Below are 21,010 nucleotides of genomic sequence, written 5' to 3'. Positions count from 1 at the left end.
CCGTCTCGTCGAGCAGTTCCGCCTCGAAGGTGCCCGGGTCGGCGAACAGCACTTCCCTGAGCGGGAATTCGAGCTCGGTGTCCAGATGGGCGAGGACCGCGTCGAGGGCTTCGCCGAAGACGGGGAACCGCTCGTACAGCTCGCGGCCCATGGCTCCGCGCTGGCTGCCCTGGCCGGAGAAGAGGAACGCGGACTTGCCGGGGGCGCGGCTCGCGACGCCGCGCGCGCTCTCCCGTACGCCGTCGGCGCCGGCCAGCAGCACCGCGCGGTGCGGGAAGACCGTACGGTCCGTGGCGAGCGAGCGGCCGATGTCCAGCGGCGACAGGCCGGTGTGGAGCGCGGCGAAGGAGGTGACGCGGTCGAGCTGGGCCTGAAGTGCCTCGCGGGTCCTGCCGGAGACGATCCAGGGTACGAGCGCGGGGGTGGCGACGGGCTCGGCGGCCCGCGCCATCGGCGTCTCGACGGCCGGTGCCTGCTCGACGATGACATGCGCGTTCGTACCGCTGACACCGAACGCCGAGACTCCCGCGCGGCGCGGGCGGCCGGTCTCCGGCCACGCCTCCGGCTCGGTGAGCAGCCGTACGTCACCCGCCGTCCAGTCGACATGCGTGGAGGGGCTGTTGATGTGCAGCGACTTGGGCAGGGTGCCGTGCCGCATCGCCAGCAGCATCTTGATGACGCCCGCGACACCGGCGGCGGCCTGGGTGTGGCCGATGTTGGACTTGACGGTGCCGAGGAGCAGCGGGCGCTCCCGGTCGCGGCCGTACGTGGTCAGCAGGGCCTGGGCCTCGATCGGGTCGCCCAGGGTGGTGCCGGTGCCATGGGCCTCGACGGCGTCGATGTCGGCGGCGGTCAGTCCGGCGTCGGCGAGCGCCTGCCGGATGACGCGCTGCTGCGAGGGGCCGTTGGGGGCGGTGAGGCCGTTGGACGCGCCGTCCTGGTTGACGGCGGTGGAGCGGATGATGCCGCGGACCTCGTGTCCGTTGCGTACGGCGTCGGAGAGCCGTTCCAGGACGAGGATGCCGACGCCCTCGGACCAGGCGGTGCCGTCGGCGGAGTCGGAGAACGCCTTGCAGCGGCCGTCGGGGGCCAGTCCGCCCTGGGTGGAGAACTCGACGAAGGAGTCGGGGCTCGACATCACGGAGACACCACCCGCGATCACCAGCGAGCATTCACCGGCGCTCAGTGCCTTCCCGGCCCAGTGCAGCGCGACCAGTGAGGAGGAGCAGGCGGTGTCGATGGTGACGGCCGGGCCCTCCAGACCGAGGGCGTAGGAGAGCCGGCCGGACATGACGCTGGCCGTGTTGCCGGTGGCCACATACCCCTGGACGTCGGAGACGGACCGGCGCAGCAGATTGGGGTAGTCCTGGCCGTTGGTGCCGACGAAGACGCCGGTGGTGGAGCCGCGCAGAGTGGACGGGTCGATCCCGGCCCGCTCCAGCGCCTCCCAGGTGGCCTCCAGCAGCAGGCGCTGCTGGGGGTCCATGGCCAGCGCCTCACGCGGCGAGATGCCGAAGAAGCGGGCGTCGAAGTCTGCGACGCCGGTGAGGAATCCGCCGTCGAGGGTGTCGGAGGCGCCCGCGCCGAGGGCGTCGAGGTCCCAGCCCCGGTCGTCCGGGAAGCGGGTGATGCCGTCCCTGCCCTCTTCGAGCAGCTGCCACAGCTCCTCGGGCGAGGAGACCCCGCCGGGGAAGCGGCAGCTGATGCCGACGACGGCGATCGGGTCGTTGTCGAGCGGGCGTCCCGCCGCCACCGGCCCGGCGGCGGCCGGTCCCGGCAGCGAGCCGAGGAGTTCGGTGAGCAGGAAGTCGGCCATCTCGCGCGGGGTCGGCCGGTCGTAGACGAGGGAGACGGGGAGGCTGAGCCCGGTGGCGGCGGCGAGACTGTTGCGCAGTTCGAGTGTGGTCAGCGAGTCGAAGCCGAGGTCACGGAAGGCCCGGTCGTCCTCGATGGCGCCGGCGTCGGAGTGGCCGAGCACGGCGGCCACTTGGCCGCGCAGCAGGTCCAGCACGTATGCGCCGCGCTCGGCCTCGGGGAGTTCCGCGAGCCGCTGCCGCAGCTCCGGCTCCCCGTCGGTGGCGCCGGACGGTGCGGTGGCGGACTGCCGTGCTTCGGGCAGGTCGCCGACGAGCGGCAGGGGGCGGGTCGCGGCGAAGGCGCGGAGGAAGCGGGTCCAGTCGATGTCGGCGAGCGCGAGGGCGGTGTCGTCCTGCTCGATCGCGCGGAGCAGGGCGCGGACGGCGGGTTCCGGGGCGAGCGGTTCGAATCCGCCGCGCCGTACGCGGGTCTCGATCTCGGCCGCGTCGGCGACCATGCCGGATCCGGCCCAGGGGCCCCAGGCCACCGAGAGCGCGGTCTGTCCGTGTGCGCGCCGGTATTCGGCGAGGGCGTCCAGATAGGCGTTGGCCGCGGCGTAGTTGCCCTGTCCGGCGGCGCCGAAGACGCCTGCCGTGGAGGAGAAGAGGACGAACGCGGACAGCGGCAGCCGGCCGGTCAGTTCATGCAGATTGCGCGCGGAGGCGACCTTCGCGTCCAGGACGGTCCTGAAGCTGTCCTGGGTCAGCGCGTCCACCACGCTGTCCTCCACGACACCGGCCGTGTGGATGACCGCGCTGAGCGGGGTGTCCTCGGGGACGGAGCCGAGCAGGGCGGCCAGCGCCTCGCGGTCGGCGACATCGCAGGCCGCGATAGTGACCCGGGCGCCGAGTCCGGTCAGTTCGGTGCGCAGCGCCGCCGCGCCGGGGGCGTCCTCGCCGCGCCGGCTGACGAGCAGCAGATGTTCGGCGCCGGCGCGGGCGAGCCCGCGCGCGACATGTCCGCCGAGGCCGCCGGTGCCGCCGGTGATCAGGATGGTGCCTGACGGGTCGAAGGGGTGTCCCTCGCTCTGTGCGGCGGGGCTGTGGGCGAGCCGGCGTACGAAGACGCCGGAGGCGCGTACGGCCGCCTCGCTCTCGCCGCCGGTCCCGGCCAGGACGCCGCGCAGCCTGCGCGCGGTGTGGGTGTCAAGGCGCTCGGGCAGATCGACGCAGCCGCCCCAGCGGTCGGGCTGTTCCAGCGCGATGACGCGGCCGAGGCCCCATACGGCTGCCTGGTCGAGTCCGACCACCGCCTCGGAGCGGCCCACGGAGACCGCGCCCCGGGTGACGGTCCACAGCGGCGCGCCGATCCCGGCGTCACCGAGCGCCTGTACGGCGACGGTGGTCAGGAGGAGGGAGTCGGGTACGCCGGTGCGTGAGACGCTCTCACAGCCGGCCAGCCCGAGCAGTGACAGGACTCCGGCGAACTCCCCGTGTTCGGCGTGGAGTTCGGTCAGCCGGGCGGCGAGCGCGGTCCGGTCGGCGCCGGTGACCTCGCAGTTGACGGTGCGGGTGGCGAGGGCGCGGACGACCTCGGCGGACCACTCGGCGTCCTCCGTACGGGGCGGCGTGAGGACGAGCCAGCGGCCGGTGAGCGCGGTCGGCGCGGTGGATCCGGTCCGCGGCTTCCAGGTGACCCGGTAGCGCCAGGCGTCCACCTCGGACTGCTCGTCGCGGCGGCGGCGCCAGGCGGTCAGCGCCGGGACCATCGCGGTGACGGTCGCGTCGTCGAGGCCCAGCGAGGCGGCGAGCGAGCTGATGTCGTCGCGCTCCACGGCCGACCAGAACTCGGCGTCCGCCGCGCCGGCCGCGCTCTGCGGCGTGGCCGTGACGGCGAGCGTGTCGGGCCAGTACCGCTCGCGCTGGAAGGCGTAGGTCGGCAGTTCGATCCGGCGTGCGCCGGTGTCCGCGAAGTACGCGGCCCAGTCGATGTCCACGCCGTGGGCGTGCGCCCCGGCCAGCGCGGTGACGACCGTCCGCTCCTCGGGCCGGCCGGCCCGCATCAGCGGCAGCAGTCCGGTGCGCGGCGCGTCGGTGAGGCTGTCCCTGGCCATGCCGCAGAGCACCCCGTCGGGGCCGGTCTCCAGGAACGTACGGACACCGCCCTGCGTCGAGAGCCAGTTGATCCCGTCGGCGAAGCGGACGGCCTGCCGTACGTGCGTGACCCAGTACTCCGGGGTGCTCACCTGGCCGTCGGTGGCGAGCGAACCGGTGACGTTGGAGACGAGGGGGATGACCGGCGGGTGATACGTGATGCCCCGCGCGACCTCGGCGAAGTCGTCGAGCATGGCGTCCATGAGCGGTGAGTGGAAGGCATGGCTCACCCGCAGCCGCTTGGTCTTGCGCCCGTCGGCCCCGATCGTCGCGGCGATGTCGAGGACGGCCTCCTCGGCGCCCGCGACGACGAGCGACGCCGGGCCGTTGACGGCGGCGATGGACACCTGCTCCTCGCGTCCGGCGAGGAGCGGCAGGACCTCGTCCTCGGCCGCCTGGAGGGAGATCATCGCGCCGCCCTCGGGCAGCGCCTGCATCAGCTTGCCACGCGCCACCACCAGGGCGCAGGCGTCCTCCAAGGAGAACACCCCGGCGACATGCGCGGCGGCGAGTTCACCGATGGAGTGCCCGGCCAGATAGTCCGGGGTGATGCCCCAGGACGTGGCCAGCCGGAACAGCGCCACCTCGATGGCGAAGAGCGCGGGCTGCGCGTACTCGGTCCGGTCGAGCAGGGCCGCTTCCGCCGAGTCCTCGGCGGCGAACAGGATCTCGCGCAGCGGCCGGTCCAGCGTGCCGTCGACCCGCGCCAGTACGGCGTCGAGCGCGTCGGCGAAGACGGGGAACCGCTCGTACAGCTCCCGACCCATGCCGGGGCGCTGGCTGCCCTGGCCGGTGAAGAGGAACGCCGTACGGCCGCGGCCCGTACCGCCCTGGACGACCCCGGGGCCCGGCAGTCCGTCGCGCAGGGCCAGCAGGCCCCGCAGCAGTTCGTCGCGCTCCCCCGCCACCACGGCGGCACGGCGCTCCAGGCCGGCCCTGGAGGTGGCCAGGGAGAACGCGAGGTCGGTGAGGCGTGTGTCGGGGTGCTCCTCCACCAGCGAGAGCAGCCGTCCCGCCTGGGCGCGCAGCGCGGTCTCGCTCCTGGCGGAGACCACCAGCGGCAGGATGCCGGGGCGGGACTCGCTGTCGGGCGCCGGTCCCTCGGCGGGCTCCCCGGCGGGCACCTCGGCCGGCTCCCCGGCGGGCACCTCGGCCGGCTCCTCGGCGGGGGCCTGTTCGAGGATGGTGTGCACATTGGTGCCGCTGAGTCCGAAGGAGGAGACGGCGCCGCGGCGCGGCCGGCCGGTCTCGGGCCAGTCGGCCTGCTCGGTCAGCAGACCGATGGCGCCGGAGGACCAGTCGACGTGCGAGGACGGGGTGTCGATGTGCAGGGTCTTCGGCACGATGCCCCGCTGGAGCGCGTGCACCATCTTGATCACGCTGGCGACGCCTGAGGCCATCTGGGTGTGGCCGATGTTGCTCTTCACCGAGCCGAGGAGCAGGGGCCGTTCGGCGTCCCGGTCCTGGCCGTAGGTGGTGAGCAGGGCCCCTGCCTCGATGGGGTCGCCCAGCGCGGTGCCGGTGCCGTGGCCCTCGATGACATCGACCTCGCGGGATGCGAGTCCGGCGTTGGCCAGGGCCTGGCGGATGACCCGCTGCTGCGAGGGGCCGTTGGGGGCGGTGAGGCCGTTGGAGGCGCCGTCCTGGTTGACGGCGGAGCCGCGTACGACCGCGAGCACGGTGTGGCCGTTGCGCCGGGCGTCGGAAAGGCGCTCCAGCAGGACCAGCCCGACGCCCTCGGCGAGCGTCATGCCGTCGGCGGCCTCGGCGTACGCCTTGCAGCGGCCGTCGACCGCGAGCGCCCGCTGCCTGCTGAAGCCGACGAAGGCGCTGGGGGTGGACATGATGCTGACGCCGCCGGCGAGCGCGAGGGAGCTCTCGCCGTTGCGCAGCGACTGGCAGGCCAGATGCAGCGCGACCAGCGAGGAGGAGCAGGCGGTGTCGAGAGTGACGGCGGGGCCCTCGAAGCCGAAGAGGTAGGAGACCCGGCCCGAGAGCACGCTGGAGAGCGTGCCGGTGATCATGTGGCCCTCGGAGCCCTCGGCGGAATTGGCCACGCTGGACGCGTAGTCCTGGTAGCTGGCGCCGATGAAGGTGCCGGTGAGGCTGGAGCGCTGGGCGACGATGTCGATCCCGGCGTGTTCGAAGGCTTCCCAGGCCGTCTCCAGCAGCAGGCGCTGCTGCGGGTCCATCGACATGGCCTCACGCGGCGAGATACCGAAGAAGCCGGGGTCGAATTCGGCTACGTCCCGCAGGAATCCGCCCTGGACGGAGTAGGTCCTGCCGGAGCGGTCCGGGTCGGGGTCGTAAAGCCCTTCGGCGTCCCAGCCGCGGTCGGCGGGGAAGCCGGAGATGGCGTCCGTACCGTTCAGGACGAGCTCCCACAGCTCCTCCGGGGAGGTGACCCCGCCGGGGTAGCGGCAGCTCATGCCGACGATGGCGATCGGGTCGTCGTCGGCGGCGGAGAGGGACGCGGGGAGCGCGGCCGTGCCGGTGGCGCTCTGCGCGCCGGCCAGTTCGGAGCGGAGGAATCCGGCGAGCGCGGCGGGGCTCGGGTAGTCGAAGACCATGGTCGTGGGCAGCGTCAGCCCGGTGACGGAGGCGAGTCGGTTGCGCAGTCCGACGGCGGTCAGCGAGTCGAAGCCGACGTCACGGAAGGCGCGCTGGTCGGGCAGGGCGTCGGGCGACGAGAGGCCGAGGACGGCCATGGCCTCGGTGCGGACGACCTCCAGCACCAGCCGCTCCTGCTCGGCGGCGGACAGCGCGCGCAGCCGGGCCGTGAACTCGCCCTCCACGACGGTGCCGGTGCTCTGCTCGGCGGCCTCGGTGAGGGCGCGGACCTCGGGGACCTCGGTGAAGAGGGCCGTGGGGCGGCTGGAGGTGTAGACGGGGTAGTACGTCTCCCAGTCGACGTCGGCGACCGCGATGACGCTCTCGTCGTCGTCCAGGGCCCGCTTCAGCCCGGTCAGCGCCAGCCGCGGGTCCATGAATTCCAGACCGCTGCGGCGGATCATGTTCGGGTCGACGCGGCCGGCCTTGATGTCGTCGGCCCAGATGCCCCAGGACAGGGAGGTGGCGCGCAGACCGCGGGCGCGCCGGTGGGCGGCGAGCGCGGCGAGATAGGCGTTGCCCGCCACATAGGCGGCGTGCGCCCCGCTGCCCCACATACCGGCGGTGGACGAGTAGAGGATCAGGTCGTCCAGGTCGTCGTTGTCGAGGAGTTCGTCCAGGACCTGGGCGCCGGTCACCTTCGCGTGCAGGACACGGGAGAAGGCGTCCATGGTGGTCTCGGCCAGGGAGTACAGCTCGATGAGCGCGGCGGTGTGGACGACCGTGCGTACGGTACGGCCCTCGGCCTTGAGGTCCGCGAGGAGCGCGGCGACGGCGGCGCGGTCGGTCACGTCGCAGGCGACGGCGACGGCTTCCGTACCCGACGCGGCCAGTTCCGCGACCAGTTCCGCCACGCCCGGGGCGTCCATGCCCCGGCGGCTCATCAGCACCAGGTGCTCGGCGCCCTGTCCGGCCAGCCAGCGGGCGAGATGCGGGGCGAGGGTGCCGGAGCCGCCGGTGATGAGGGTGGTGCCGCGCGGTGTCCAGTCGCGGGAGATCCCCTGCTCACCGGCTCCGGCGCGGACGATACGGCGGGTGAGGACGCCGGAGGAGCGGATGGCGAGCTGGTCCTCCTCGCCGAGCGCGCCCGAGAGCGCGGAGGCGAGCCGTCCGGCCGCCCGCCGGTCGAGCGTGTGCGGCAGGTCGATGACGCCGCCCCAGCGCTGCGGGTGTTCCAGCGCGGCGGTCCAGCCGACGCCGGACACCAGTGCCTGGACGGGGGAGGTGACCTCGTCGGAGCGGCCGGTGGAGACCGCGCCCCGGGTGAGGAACCACAGCGGGGCCTCGATTCCGGCGTCGCCCAGGGCCTGGACCAGCGAGACGGTCAGCGCGAGTCCGAGGGTCAGTCCGGGGTTGAGCTCACCGGGCTCCTCGGCGGCGGCGAGCGTGGAGACGCCCCCGGCGAACTCACCGGCCGCGGCCAGCCGTTCGGCGAGGACCGCGCGGTCCACGCACGCCTCGTCCAGCACCAGCCGGATCACCTCGGCGCCCTGGCCGCTCAGCGCGTCGGCCACCTCACCGGTGTCGTGCCCCTCGGCGGAGACGACGAGCCAGCCGCCCGTCAGCGACCGCTGCGGAACGGTGCTCGCGGGCGTCCAGGACACCCGGTAGCGCCAGGAGTCGACGGTCGTACGGTCCTTGCGGGACCTGCGCCACGACGACAGCGCGGGCAGTACGGCGGCCACGGAGTCCTCGTCCGTGCCCAGGGTGGAGGTCAGCGCGGAGATGTCCTCCTGCTCCACCGCCGCCCAGAACTCCTCGTCGGCGGGGTCGGCGGCGACCGCGTGCTCGGGGGCGGGCGGTATGGCCCAAAGCCTCTCGTGCTGGAAAGCGTACGTCGGCAGATCGACCCGGCGGGCGTCCGTGCCCGCGAAGAGTCCGGCCCAGTCGGCCTCCACTCCGCGTACGTAGGCCTCGGCGACCGACAGCAGGAAGCGCGAGACGCCGCCCTGGTCACGGCGCAACGTGCCGGTGGCGACGGCCGGTTCGGCCGTCTCGTCGATCATGTCCTGTACCGACATGGTCAGTACGGGGTGCGAGCTGACCTCGATGAAGGCGCGGTGTCCGGCGCCCAGCAGAGCGCGTACGGCGTCGGCGAAGAGGACCCGCCGGCGCAGATTGCGGAACCAGTAGCCCGCGTCCATCCCCTCGGTGTCCAGCCAGTCGCCGGTCATCGTCGAGAAGAACGGGACGTCGGAGGCGCGCGGGGTGACCGGCGCGAGGACGTCGAGGAGTTCGTCGTGCAGATTCTCGACCTGCGCGGAGTGGGAGGCGTAGTCCACCGCGACCCGGCGGACCCGTACGTCCTCGGCCGTCAGCTCCGCCGACAGTTCGTCCAGCGCCTCCGGCTCGCCGGAGACGACGACCGAGCGCGGCCCGTTGACGGCGGCCACCGACACCCGGCCCGACCAGGCCTCCAGCCGGCCTTCCAGCTGGTCCACCGGCAGCGCCACGGACATCATCCCGCCGTGACCGGCCAGTGCCCGGCCGATGGCCTGGCTGCGCAGTGCCACGACCCGGGCGCCGTCCCGCAGGGACAGCGCGCCGGACACGACGGCCGCCGCGATCTCGCCCTGCGAGTGGCCCACGACCGCCGCGGGCTCCACGCCCTGGGAGCGCCAGAGGGCCGCGAGCGACACCATGACCGCGAACGAGGCGGGCTGGACGACATCGACGCGTTCCAGCGTGGGCGCGCCCTCCGCCTCCCGCAGCACATCGATGAGGGACCAGTCCACGAACTCGCCGAGAGCGGCGGCGCATTCACCGATCCGCTCGGCGAAGACCGGCGACTCCGCCAGCAGCCGGGCGCCCATTCCGGCCCACTGCGAGCCCTGTCCGGGGAAGACGAAGACCGTCCTGCCCTCGATATCGGCCACGCCCCGGGCCACCACGGCCGACGGTCCGTCGGCCGCGACGGCGCGCAGGGCCTCCAGCGGGTCGCTGTCCTCGGTGGGGACCACCACGGCGCGGTGTTCGAAGACCGAGCGGGACGAGACGAGCGAGTGGCCCAGATCGATCGGGCGCGGCGCGGGGTCCGCGTTCTCGACGTACGAGACCAGCCGGGCCGCCTGCTCGCGCAGCGCGGCTCCGGTCCTGGCCGAGACGGCCCACGGGACGACGCCGCCCGCGACGGGCACCGGCGGGAGCGCGGGAGCGGTCTCCTCGGGCTCGTCGGCGACGGGCGCCTGCTCAAGCAGCGTATGGGCGTTGGTGCCGCTGATGCCGAACGACGAGACGGCGGCCCGGCGCGGACGGCCGGTCTCGGGCCACTGGACGGCCTCGTGCAGCAGCCGCACCGTGCCGGAGGACCAGTCCACGTGTGAGGACGGGTTCTCCGCGTGCAGCGTCCTCGGCAGGACGCCGTGACGCAGCGCCATCACCATCTTGATGACGCTCGCGACACCGGCGGCGGACTGGGTGTGCCCGATGTTCGACTTGACCGAGCCGAGCAGCAGGCAGCGGTCCGGGTCGCGGTCCCTGCCGTAGGTCGCCAGCAGCGCCTGCGCCTCGATCGGGTCGCCCAGCGGCGTACCGGTTCCGTGCGCCTCCAGGGCGTCGATGTCGGAGGGGACGAGGCGGGCGTTGGCCAGCGCCTGGCGCATCACGCGCTGCTGCGAGGGGCCGTTGGGGGCGGTGAGTCCGTTGGACGCGCCGTCCTGGTTGATCGCGGAGCCGCGGATCACCGCGAGGACGGGGTGTCCGTTGCGCCGGGCGTCGGAAAGCCGCTCGACCAGCAGGATGCCGACGCCCTCGGCGAGCGTCATGCCGTCGGCCTCGTCGGAGAACGCCTTGCAGCGGCCGTCCTGCGCGAGGGCCCGCTGCCGGCTGAACGCGACGAAGGGGGCGGGCGTGGTCATGATCGTGGCGCCGCCCGCGACGGCGAGTGTGGACTCTCCGTTGCGCAGCGACTGGCAGGCCAGATGCAGCGCGACCAGCGAGGACGAGCAGGCGGTGTCGACGGTGACGGCGGGGCCTTCGAGCCCGAAGACATACGAGATACGTCCGGACAGGACGCTCGGGCTGCTGCCGGTGACCATATGGCCCTCGGCGCCGTCGCCCGCGCCGAGGCCGTAGTCCTGGTAGCTGGAGCCGATGAAGGTGCCGGTCAGGCTGCCACGTGCCGCGGCGGGGCTGATCCCGGCGCGCTCGAAGGTCTCCCAGGTGGTCTCCAGCAGCAGCCGCTGCTGGGGGTCCATCACCAGCGCCTCGCGCGGGGAGATACCGAAGAACGTGGGGTCGAACGCGTCGGCCTCGTGCAGGAATCCGCCGAGCGTCGAGTAGGTCTTGCCCTGCCGGTCGGGGTCGGGGTCGAAGAGCCCCTGGGCGTCCCAGCCGCGGTTCACGGGGAACTCCGTCACCGCGTCCGCGCCGTTGGTGACCAGGTCCCACAGCTGTTCCGGGGAGTCGGCGCCGCCCGGGAAGCGGCAGCTCATCCCGATGATGGCGATGGGTTCGTCGTCGGCGGCGCCGGTGGCGACCGGACCCGCCACCTCCAGGACGGAGCCAAGGATCTCGGCCCCCAGATACCGTGCCAGCTCCACCGGGGTCGGATAGTCGAAGACCATGGTGCTCGGCAGGGTGAGGCCGGTGACGCCGGAGAGCCGCTTACGCAGTTCGACGGCGGTGAGCGAGTCGAAGCCGATGTCGCGGAACGCGCGTCCTTCCGGGACGCCGTCGGCGGAGCTGTGGCCGAGGACCGCCGCGGCCTCGCTTCGTACGAGATCGGAGAGGAACCGGTCCCGCTCGGGCTCGTCCAGGGCGCGTACGCGCGTGACGAACTCGGAGGCGCCGCCGGTGCCGCCCTGTTCGGCGGCCGCGGCGAGCGCCCGTACCTCGGGCAGAGCGGCGAGCAGCGCGCTGGGGCGCGCCGAGGTGAAGACCGGTGCGTAGCGCTCCCAGTCGACGTCGGCGACCGTGACGGTGGTGTCCCGCTGGACGACGGCGCGGCGCAGTTCGGTCAGCGCGGGGCCCGGCTCCAGGAAGCCGAGTCCCTGGCGCTTCAGGGCGCCGGAGACCGCCTCGTCGGTGGCCATGCCGGCTTCGGCCCAGGGGCCCCAGGCGACGGAGGTGGCGGTCAGTCCCCGGGCGCGCCGGTGCTCGGCGAGGGCGTCGAGGTAGGCGTTGGCGGCGCCGTAGGCGCTCTGGCCGCCGCTGCCCCAGACACCGGCGATGGAGCCGAAGAGGACGAACAGGTCGAGTTCGCGGTCCCCGAGCAGGGCGTCGAGATGCGCGGCCCCGGCCAGCTTCGCGGAGGTCAGCCCGGCGAACTCGGCGGGGGTCAGCTCGGCGAGGGGGCCGTACTGGCCGACGCCCGCGGTGTGCACCACCCCGGTCAGCGGTAGTTCGGCCGGGATTCCGGCGAGTACGGCGGCGAGCGCGTCGCGGTCGGCGGCGTCGCAGGCGACGATCTCGACACGGGCGCCCAGCTCCTCCAGCTCGGCGCGGAGTTCGGCGGCGCCGGGGGCGTCCGGGCCGCGCCGGGAGGTAAGGACAAGGTGCTCGGCGCCGGAGCGGGCCAGCCAGCGGCCGGCCTCGGCGCCGAGGCCACCGGTACCGCCGGTGACCAGTACGGTGCCCCGGGCGGTGAACTCCTCGGCGGCGGGCAGCGCGTCGACGGCGTACCTGACGAGCCGGCGGCCAAAGACTCCGGAGGCGCGCAGCGCCACCTGGTCCTCGCCGTCGGGGGCGTCCTTCGTGGCGAGCACGCCCGCGAGCCGCTGGGCGGCCCGCTGGTCGAGTGTGCCGGGCAGGTCGATCAGTCCGCCCCAGAGCCGCGGGTACTCCAGGGCCACGGTCCTGCCGAGGCCCCAGGCGGCGGCCTGGGCGGGGTGGGTGACCGGGTCGGCGGGGCCGGTGGACACAGCGCCCCGGGTGGCCGTCCACAGCCGTCCCCGGGATCCGGTGTCGTCCAGTGCCTGGACGAGCGCGAGCGTCAGGGCGAGGCCGTGGGTGAGCGGCGCGTAGCTGTCGCTCGTGCGCTCGTCCAGCGGGAGCAGGGAGAGCACCTGCGCGGAGCTGTCGAAGTCGTCGGTGGACTTGGCGGCTTCGAGCCGCGCGGCCAGCGTCTGCCGGTCGGCGCACGAGGGGTCCAGGACGAGGCGGCGTACCCGCGCGCCGTGGGCGCTGAGCGCGCCCGCCAGGTGCTCGGCGAGATCATCGCCGCCGTCCGCCGTGGGAGAGCCGTCGGTCTCGCTGGTGACGAGCAGCCAGGTGCCGTCCAGGACCGGGGCGGCCGGCTTGTCGAGCCTGGTCCATTCGACGCGGTAGCGCAGCGAGTCCAGCAGGGTCTTCTCCCGCTTGCCGCGGCGCCAGGAGGTCAGCGCGGGCAGCAGGGAGCCGAGGGAGTCGTGTTCGTGTTCGCCCAGACCGAGGATGGTGGCGAGCTCATCGGCGTCGCCGCGCTCCACGGCGGCCCACAGCCGCTGGTCCCCCGGGTCGGCGCTCGCGGCGGCGGCGGGGGGCAGTTCGGGCCAGTAGAACGTGTGCTGGAAGGCATAGGTCGGCAGATCGACGCGGCGGGCGCCGCTGCCCGCGAAGTAGGCCGGCCAGTCGACCGTCACGCCCTGGACCTGGAGCCTGGCCAGCGCGGTGGTGACGGCCGCTTCCTCGTCGCGGTCGGCGCGGCAGAGCGGGACGAGTTCGGCTTCGTAGGTGTCGCCGAGGGTGTCCTGGGCCATGGCGGACAGCGGTGCGTCGGGGCCCAGTTCCAGGAAGGTGGTCGTGCCGGCGTCGCGCAGGGTGCGTACGCAGTCGGCGAAGCGGACCGCGTCACGGACATGCGCGACCCAGTACTCCGCCGAGCACACCTGTTCGTCGGTGGCGAGGGCGCCGGTCAGATTGGAGACCAGCGGGATGCGCGGCGCGCTGTAGGTGAGTCCTTCCGCGACGGCGCGGAACGCGTCGAGCATCCCGGCCATGCGCGGTGAGTGGAAGGCATGGCTCACCCGCAGCCGCTTGGTCTTGCGCCCGCGCGCGTCGAACGCGGCGGCGATCTCCAGGACCGCGTCCTCGTCCCCGGAGACGACGACCGAGTCGGGGCCGTTGACCGCGGCGATCGAGACGGCGTCCGCGCGGTCGGCCAGCAGCGGGGTGATCTCGTCCTCGGCCGCCTGTACCGCGACCATCGCGCCGCCGGCGGGCAGCGCCTGCATCAGCCGGCCGCGGGCCGCGACCAGGGCGCAGGCGTCCGCGAGCGACAGCACGCCCGCGACATGGGCCGCCGCGAGTTCACCGATCGAGTGGCCGGCCACGAAGTCCGGGGTGACGCCCCAGGACCGTACGAGACGGAACAGCGCGACCTCGACCGCGAACAGCGCGGGCTGCGTCCAGCCGGTCTCGTCCAGCAGGGCGGCCTCGGCCGTGCCCGCGTCGGCGAACAGCACCTCGCGCAGCGGGCGGTCGAGCAGCGGGTCCAGCTCGGCGAGCACCGCGTCGAGCGCGTCGGCGAACGCCGGGAACCGCTCGTACAGTTCGCGTCCCATGGCGGGCCGCTGGCTGCCCTGGCCGGTGAAGAGCACCGCGGTCCTGCCCCGACGTGCCGCCTCGCCCTCGATCAGTCCGGCGTCGGGGCGGTCGGTGGCCAGCGCGGTGAGGGACCGCAGCAGCGCGGTACGGTCCCCCGCGACCACGGCCGCGCGGTGGTCGAACCGGGTACGGGTGGTGGCGAGCGAGAACGCCGCGTCCACCAGGTCCAGTTCGGGCCGCGCCTGTACGTAGGAGAGCAGCCGGGCCGCCTGGCCGCGCAGGGCGTCCCGGGTCCGGCCCGAGATCAGCCAGGGCACCGCTCCGGGCTCGCGGCGCGGCGCGGTGCGCGCCGGGGCCGGGGTGCGCGGGGCCTGCTCGATGATGGTGTGGACGTTGGTGCCGCTGATACCGAACGAGGAGACACCGGCCCGGCGCGGGCGGCCGGTCTCGGGCCAGGCGGTCTGCTGGGTCAGCAGTTCCACCGCGCCCTCGGACCAGTCCACGTGCGAGGACGGGGCGTCGACATGCAGCGTGCGGGGCAGCACGCCATGGCGCATCGCCATGATCATCTTGATCACACCGGCGACACCGGCGGCGGCCTGGGTGTGACCGATGTTCGACTTGACCGAGCCGAGCAGCAGCGGGCGCTCCGGGTCGCGGTCCCTGCCGTACGCGGCGAGCAGGGCCTGTGCCTCGATCGGGTCACCGAGCGTGGTGCCCGTACCGTGCGCCTCCACCACATCGATGTCGTCGGCCGCGAGTCCGCCGCTGGCGAGTGCCTGACGGATCACGCGCTGCTGCGACGGACCGTTGGGGGCGGTGAGTCCGTTGGACGCGCCGTCCTGGTTGACGGCCGAGCCGCGGACCACCGCCAGGATCTCGTGGCCGTTGCGCCGCGCGTCGGACAGCCGCTCAAGGACCAGCATGCCGACGCCCTCGGACCAGCCGACGCCGTCGGCCGAGTCGGCGAACGCCTTGCAGCGGCCGTCGGGTGACAGTCCGCGCTGGCGCGCGAAGTCCACGAACACCGACGGGGTCGACATCACCGTCACACCGCCGGCCAGTGCCAGCGAGCATTCGCCGCTGCGCAGCGCCTGCATCGCCCAGTGCATCGCGACCAGCGACGACGAGCAGGCCGTATCCACCGTCACCGCCGGGCCTTCCAGGCCCAGCGTGTAGGAGACCCGGCCGGAGGCCAGGCTCGCCGAGCTGCCGCCGCCCCGGAAGCCCTCGAACTCCGGGCTCGCGAGGACCGCGCCGTAGTCGCTGTACATCACCCCGGCGAACACACCGGTCGCACTGCCGCGCAGCGTCGTCGGGTCCATGCCCGCCCGCTCCACGGCCTCCCAGGAGGCTTCGAGGAGCAGCCGCTGCTGCGAGTCGGTGGCCAGCGCCTCACGCGGCGACATACCGAAGAACGCCGGGTCGAACTCGCCCGCCTCGTGCAGGAATCCGCCCGAGCGGGTGTACGCCGTACCGAGGTGGTCCGGGTCCGGGTGGTAGAGCGATTCGACGTCCCAGCCACGGTTGGTGGGGAAGCCGGAGATGGCGTCCGCGCCCTCGGTGACCAGTCGCCACAGATCCTCCGGCGAGGCCACGCCCCCCGGATAGCGGCAGCTCATCCCGACGACCACGATCGGATCGTCGGCCACGGCGGCGGTCCGTGTGGCGGCAGGCCCGGCCACCGCCGCGTCGGAGCCCAGCAGTTCATCGAGGAGGTAGGCGGCCAGGGCGCGCACGGTCGGGTAGTCGAAGACCAGTGTGGCGGGCAGCCGCAGTCCGGTGACGGTGCCCAGCCGGTTGCGCAGCTCCACCGCCGTCAGCGAGTCGAAGCCCAGCTCACGGAAGGCGCGCCCGGCGTCGATGTCCGCGCCGCTGGTGTGGCCCAGGACGAGGGCGACCTGTCCGCGTACGAGATCGAGCAGCAGCTCGGCGCGCTCGGTCGCGTCCAGCCTGGTCAGCCGCTGGACGAGACCGCCGGCCGTACTCGATCCGGCGACGGACGCCCGGCGGGCGCGGGTACGGATCAACGACCGCAGCAGCGGCGGGACTTCACCCTGCGCGCGGAGAACCGGCAGATCCAGCCGTACGGGTACGACGGCGGCCTCACCGGTGGTCAGCGCGGCGTCGAAGAGCGCCACCCCCTGCTCGACCGGGAGCGCGGGCACTCCGGAGCGTGCGTGCCGCTCCGCCTCGGACTCGGCCAGGGAGCCGGTCATACCGCCGGTACGGTCCCAGGGGCCCCAGGCGAGGGACACACCCGGCAGGCCCTCGGCCCGACGGCGCTCCATCAGCGCGTCCAGGAAGGCGTTCCCGGCCGCGTAGTTGCCCTGTCCCGCGCTGCCGATCACTCCGGCGACCGAGGAGAAGACCACGAACGCGGCCAGGTCCTGCCCCCGTGTCAGTTCATGGAGGTTCCAGGCCGCGTCGGCCTTGGGGCGCAGGACCGCCTCCAGCCGCTCCGGCGTGAGCGAGGCGACGAGACCGTCGTCCAGCACACCCGCAGTGTGGATCACGGCGGAGACGGTGTGGCGGGCCAGCAGCCCGGCCAGTGCGTCTCGGTCGGCCGCGTCGCACGCCGCGACCGAGACCTCGGCGCCCAGCTCCGTCAGCTCGTCCGTCAGCGCCCGCGCGCCCTCGGCGTCCGGGCCCCGGCGGCTCACCAGCAGCAGTCGGCGCACGCCGTGCCCGGCCACCAGATGCCGCGCCATGACCGCGCCCAGACCGCCCGTACCACCGGTGATCAGCACACTGCCTTCGGCGTCCCAGACCGGCCCCGCCTCGATCCGGCCGAGCGCCCTGCGTACCAGCCGTCCGGCCCTGGTCTCGCCGTCCCGGACGATCAGCTGCGGCTCGTCCGGATCCAGCGCCCGGAGCGGGAGCGCGACCGGCTCCGCCGGGTCCAGGTCGACCAGGCCGAAGCTGCCGGGGTTCTCCGACTGCGCGGAGCGCACCAGACCCCACACCGCGGCCGACGCCACATCGGCGCCACCCACCGCGCCGCGTGTCACGAACACCAGCCGTGACCCGGCGAACCGCTCCTGCGCGAGCCAGGCCCGTGCCGCCGCCAGGACCTCGGCGGTCAGCGCGTGCGCGGACCGGGACGGATCGTCTTCGGACGTGCCACCGATCGTCATGAGGACGACGGCCGGTACCGGCTCCTCGCCCGCGGCCAGCGCCGCGAGATCGGGATGGACCGCGACCGTGCCCGCCAGTGCCCCCTGCCCGGCGAGTCCGAACGCGTCGGGGCCGACGAGGGCAACGGACTCGGGGGCCCGCGTCCCCCCTCGTACGGGGACCCAGTCCAGGCCGAACAGCGCGTCGCGGGCGGCCGTGGCGGCGGCGTCCAACTCCCGCTCCGCGACCGCGCGCAGCACCAGCGACTCGACGGAGACGACCGGCTCGCCGGAGGTGTCGGCGACGGTGATCGAGACCGCGTCCTCGGCGGCCGGGGAGAGCCGTACCCGCAGCGCGGAGGCGCCGGTCGCGTGCAGCGACACGCCCTCCCACGAGAAGGGCAGTCCGCCGCGGCTCTCCGCGCCGAGTTCGACGAAGGACGCCGCGTGCAGCGCCGCGTCCAGCAGCGCGGGGTGCAGACCGAACGCGTCCGCGTCGGCCTCGCCGCCCTCGGGGAGTACGACCTCGGCGTACACGTCGCCGTCACGCCGCCAGGCAGCCCGCAGGCCCTGGAAGACCGGACCGTAGGCGAAGCCGTCGTCGGCCAGCCGGTCGTACACACCCTCGACGGCGACGGGTTCGGCCCCGGCGGGGGGCCAGACGGCCGCGTCGAACCCGGCGGCCCGCTCCTCGGCCCGCCCGTCGGCGGAGAGTACGCCGGTGGCGTGCCGCGTCCAGGCCGTCTCGTCGCTTCCCTCGGGGCGCGAGTAGACGTTGACGGTGCGGCGGCCGGAGTCATCGGGGTTGCCGATCCACAGCTGGACCTGCATGCCGCCCCGTTCCGGCAGGATCAGCGGCGCGGCCAGGGTCAGTTCCTCGACCAGGTCGCAGCCCACCTCGTCGCCCGCGCGCAGGGCGAGTTCGAGGAAGGCGGTGCCGGGCAGCAGTGTGGTGCCGCGTACGGCGTGGTCGGCGAGCCACGGGTGGGACTGGAGCGAGAGCCGGCCGGTGAGGAGCACGCCCTCGGAGTCGGCGAGGGAGACGGCGGCGGAGAGCAGCGGGTGGTGGGCCGCGCCGAGCCCGGCGGCCCGCAGGTCGGCGGACTGGTTCCGGGCGCCGCCCTTGGGCCAGTACCTGCGGCGCTGGAAGGCGTAGGTCGGCAGGTCGTGACGGTGTGCGCCGGTGCCGGCGAAGTACTCCGCCCAGCGGACGGTGACGCCGCGTACGTACAGTCCGGCCAGTGCGGTGGTGAGGGTGTCGGTCTCGGGGCGGCCGGCCCGCAGCGCGGGGAGCGCGGCGTGGTCCTCTGTCTCCGCGGTGTCCGCGGTGTCGAGGCAGTCCTCGGTCATCGCGGACAGGACGCTGTCGGGGCCGAGTTCGAGGAAGGTGGTGACGCCGTGGCCGGCGAGCCAGCCGACGCCGTCGGCGAACCGTACGGCCCGCCGGACATGGTCCACCCAGTAGTCGGCCGAGGTCACCTGCGCGACCGTGGCGGGCTCGCCGGTGAGGTTGGAGACGAACGGCAGCAGCGGCGCCTGGAGGGACAGGCCTGCCACCACGGCGCGGAACTCGTCGAGCATCGGCTCCATGAGCGGCGAGTGGAAGGCGTGCGAGACCGTAAGCCGCTTGGTCTTGCGGCCCTCGTCCGCCAGCCGGGCGGCGATCTCGGTGACCGTGCTCTCCTCGCCCGCGAGGACGAGGGCCGAGGGGCCGTTGACCGCGGCGATCGACACCGCGTCCTCGTGACCGGCCAGCAGCGGGGTGACCTCGTCCTCGGTGGCCTGTACGGCGATCATCGCGCCGCCCTCGGGCAGCGCCTGCATCAGCCGGCCCCGGGCGGTGACGAGGGCCGCCGCGTCGGTCAGCGACAGCACGCCCGCGATATGGGCGGCGGTGATCTCACCGATCGAGTGACCGGTCAGATAGTCGGGCTTGACGCCCCAGGACTCGACCAGCCGGTACAGCGCGACCTCGACGGCGAACAGCGCGGGCTGCGCGTACTCGGTACGGTTCAGCGCGTCGGCGTCCTCGCCCCAGAGCACCTCGCGCAGCGGCCGGTCGAGCAGTGGGTCGAGTGCGGCGAAGGCGGCGTCCAGCGCCTGGGCGAACACCGGGAATCCGGCGTGGAGTTCGCGGCCGGCGCCGAGGCGCTGGGAGCCCTGGCCGGTGAAGAGGAACGCCAGCTTCCCGTCGCCCTGGGTGGCGCCCTGGACAGCGCCCCGCAGCTGCCCGGCCGTCTCCCGGTCCTCGGCAAGCGCCGTCAGCGCGGCGAGCGCGCCGTCGCGGTCGGCGGCCATGAGCACGGCGCGGTGCTCGAAGCCGGCCCGGGTGGTGGCCAGTGAGTAGGCGGTGTCGAGGACGGTCGCGGCGGGGTCGTTCTCCAGCGCGGCCAGCAGCCCGGCGGCCTGGGCGCGCAGCGCCTCACGGGTCCGTCCGGAGATCAGCAGCGGTACGGTGCCCGGCGCGACGCGCGCGCCGTCCACGGGGGTGTCGGCTCCGTCCCCGGGCTCCGGTGCGGCCGGGGCCTGCTCGACGATGGTGTGCGCGTTGGTGCCGCTGATGCCGAAGGAGGAGACGCCCGCGCGCCGGGGCGCGCCGGTCTCGGGCCACGGGGCGTTCTCGGTGAGGACGCGGACAGCGCCCTGGGACCAGTCGACATGCGAGGAGGGTTCGTCGGCCAGCAGGGTTCGCGGCAGCACTCCGTGGCGCATCGCCATGACCATCTTGATGACACCGGCGACACCGGCGGCGGCCTGGGTGTGGCTGATGTTCGACTTGACCGAGCCCAGCAGCAGCGGACGGCTCTCGTCGCGGCCCTGGCCGTAGGTGGCGAGCAGCGCCTGTGCCTCGACCGGGTCACCGAGCGTGGTGCCGGTGCCGTGCGCCTCGACGGCGTCGACCTCGGCGGCGGAGAGCCGGGAGTTGATCAGGGCCTGCTGGATGACCTCCTGCTGGGAGGGGCCGTTGGGGGCGGTCAGTCCGTTCGACGCGCCGTCCTGGTTGACGGCGGTGCCGCGCACCACGGCAAGGATCTCGTGCCCGTTGCGCCGGGCGTCGGAGAGCCGTTCCAGGACGAGGACGCCCACGCCCTCGGCCCAGCCGGTGCCGTCGGCGGTGTCTCCGAAGGAGCGGCAGCGGCCGTCCGCGGAGAGGCCGCCCTGTCGGCCCATCTCGATGAAGGTGCCGGGGCTCGACATGACGGTCACACCGCCGGCCAGCGCGAGGGTGCACTCCCCCGCGCGCAGCGCCTGGGTGGCGAGATGGACGGCCACGAGCGAGGAGGAGCAGGCGGTGTCCACGGTGACCGCGGGGCCGACGGTGCCGAAGGTGTAGGAGATACGTCCGGACAGGACGCTGCCGGTGTTGCCGGTGAGCTGGAATCCCTCGGCGCCGTCCGCGGGGCCGACCCGGTAGTCCTGGGCCATCGCGCCCATGAACACACCGGTCTGGCTGCCCTTGACCGAGGTCGGGTCGATGCCCGCGCGTTCGAACGCCTCCCAGGCGGACTCCAGCGCGACGCGCTGCTGTGGGTCCATCGCCACGGCCTCGCGCGGCGAGATGCCGAAGAAGTCGGCGTCGAAGTCGGGGGCGTCGTGCAGGAATCCGCCGGACGAGGTGCTGGACGAGGCAAGCGCCTCGGCGTCCCAGCCGCGGTCGGTGGGGAACGCCGTGATGCCGTTCTCACCGGCCTCGACCAGCCGCCAGAGGTCTTCCGGGCTGCTGACACCGCCGGGGTAGCGGCAGGTCATTCCGATGATGGCGATCGGCTCCTGGGCCGCCGTCTCCAGCTCATTGACCCGCTGCCGTGTCCGTCGGAGATCGGCGGTGGCAAGCTTGAGGTAGTCCCGGAGCTTCTGTTCGTTGTCCAT

General features: G+C 73.8%; 1 protein-coding gene (running past one end of the window). It reads right to left on the bottom strand.

The window, feature by feature from the left end; translation table 11 throughout:
• Positions 1-21,010 carry the 5' portion of a type I polyketide synthase gene (locus ACFRMN_RS05690; protein ID WP_383013701.1) on the bottom strand. 7,655 nt of this gene lie to the left of the window's left edge, so only the first 21,010 of its 28,665 coding nucleotides appear in the window; the start codon lies at positions 21,008-21,010; its stop codon lies beyond the left edge, outside the window.

This window comes from Streptomyces sp. NPDC056835, assembly GCF_042789485.1.
GTDB lineage: Bacteria > Actinomycetota > Actinomycetes > Streptomycetales > Streptomycetaceae > Streptomyces.
This window is presented reverse-complemented; position numbering and strand designations above follow the sequence as displayed.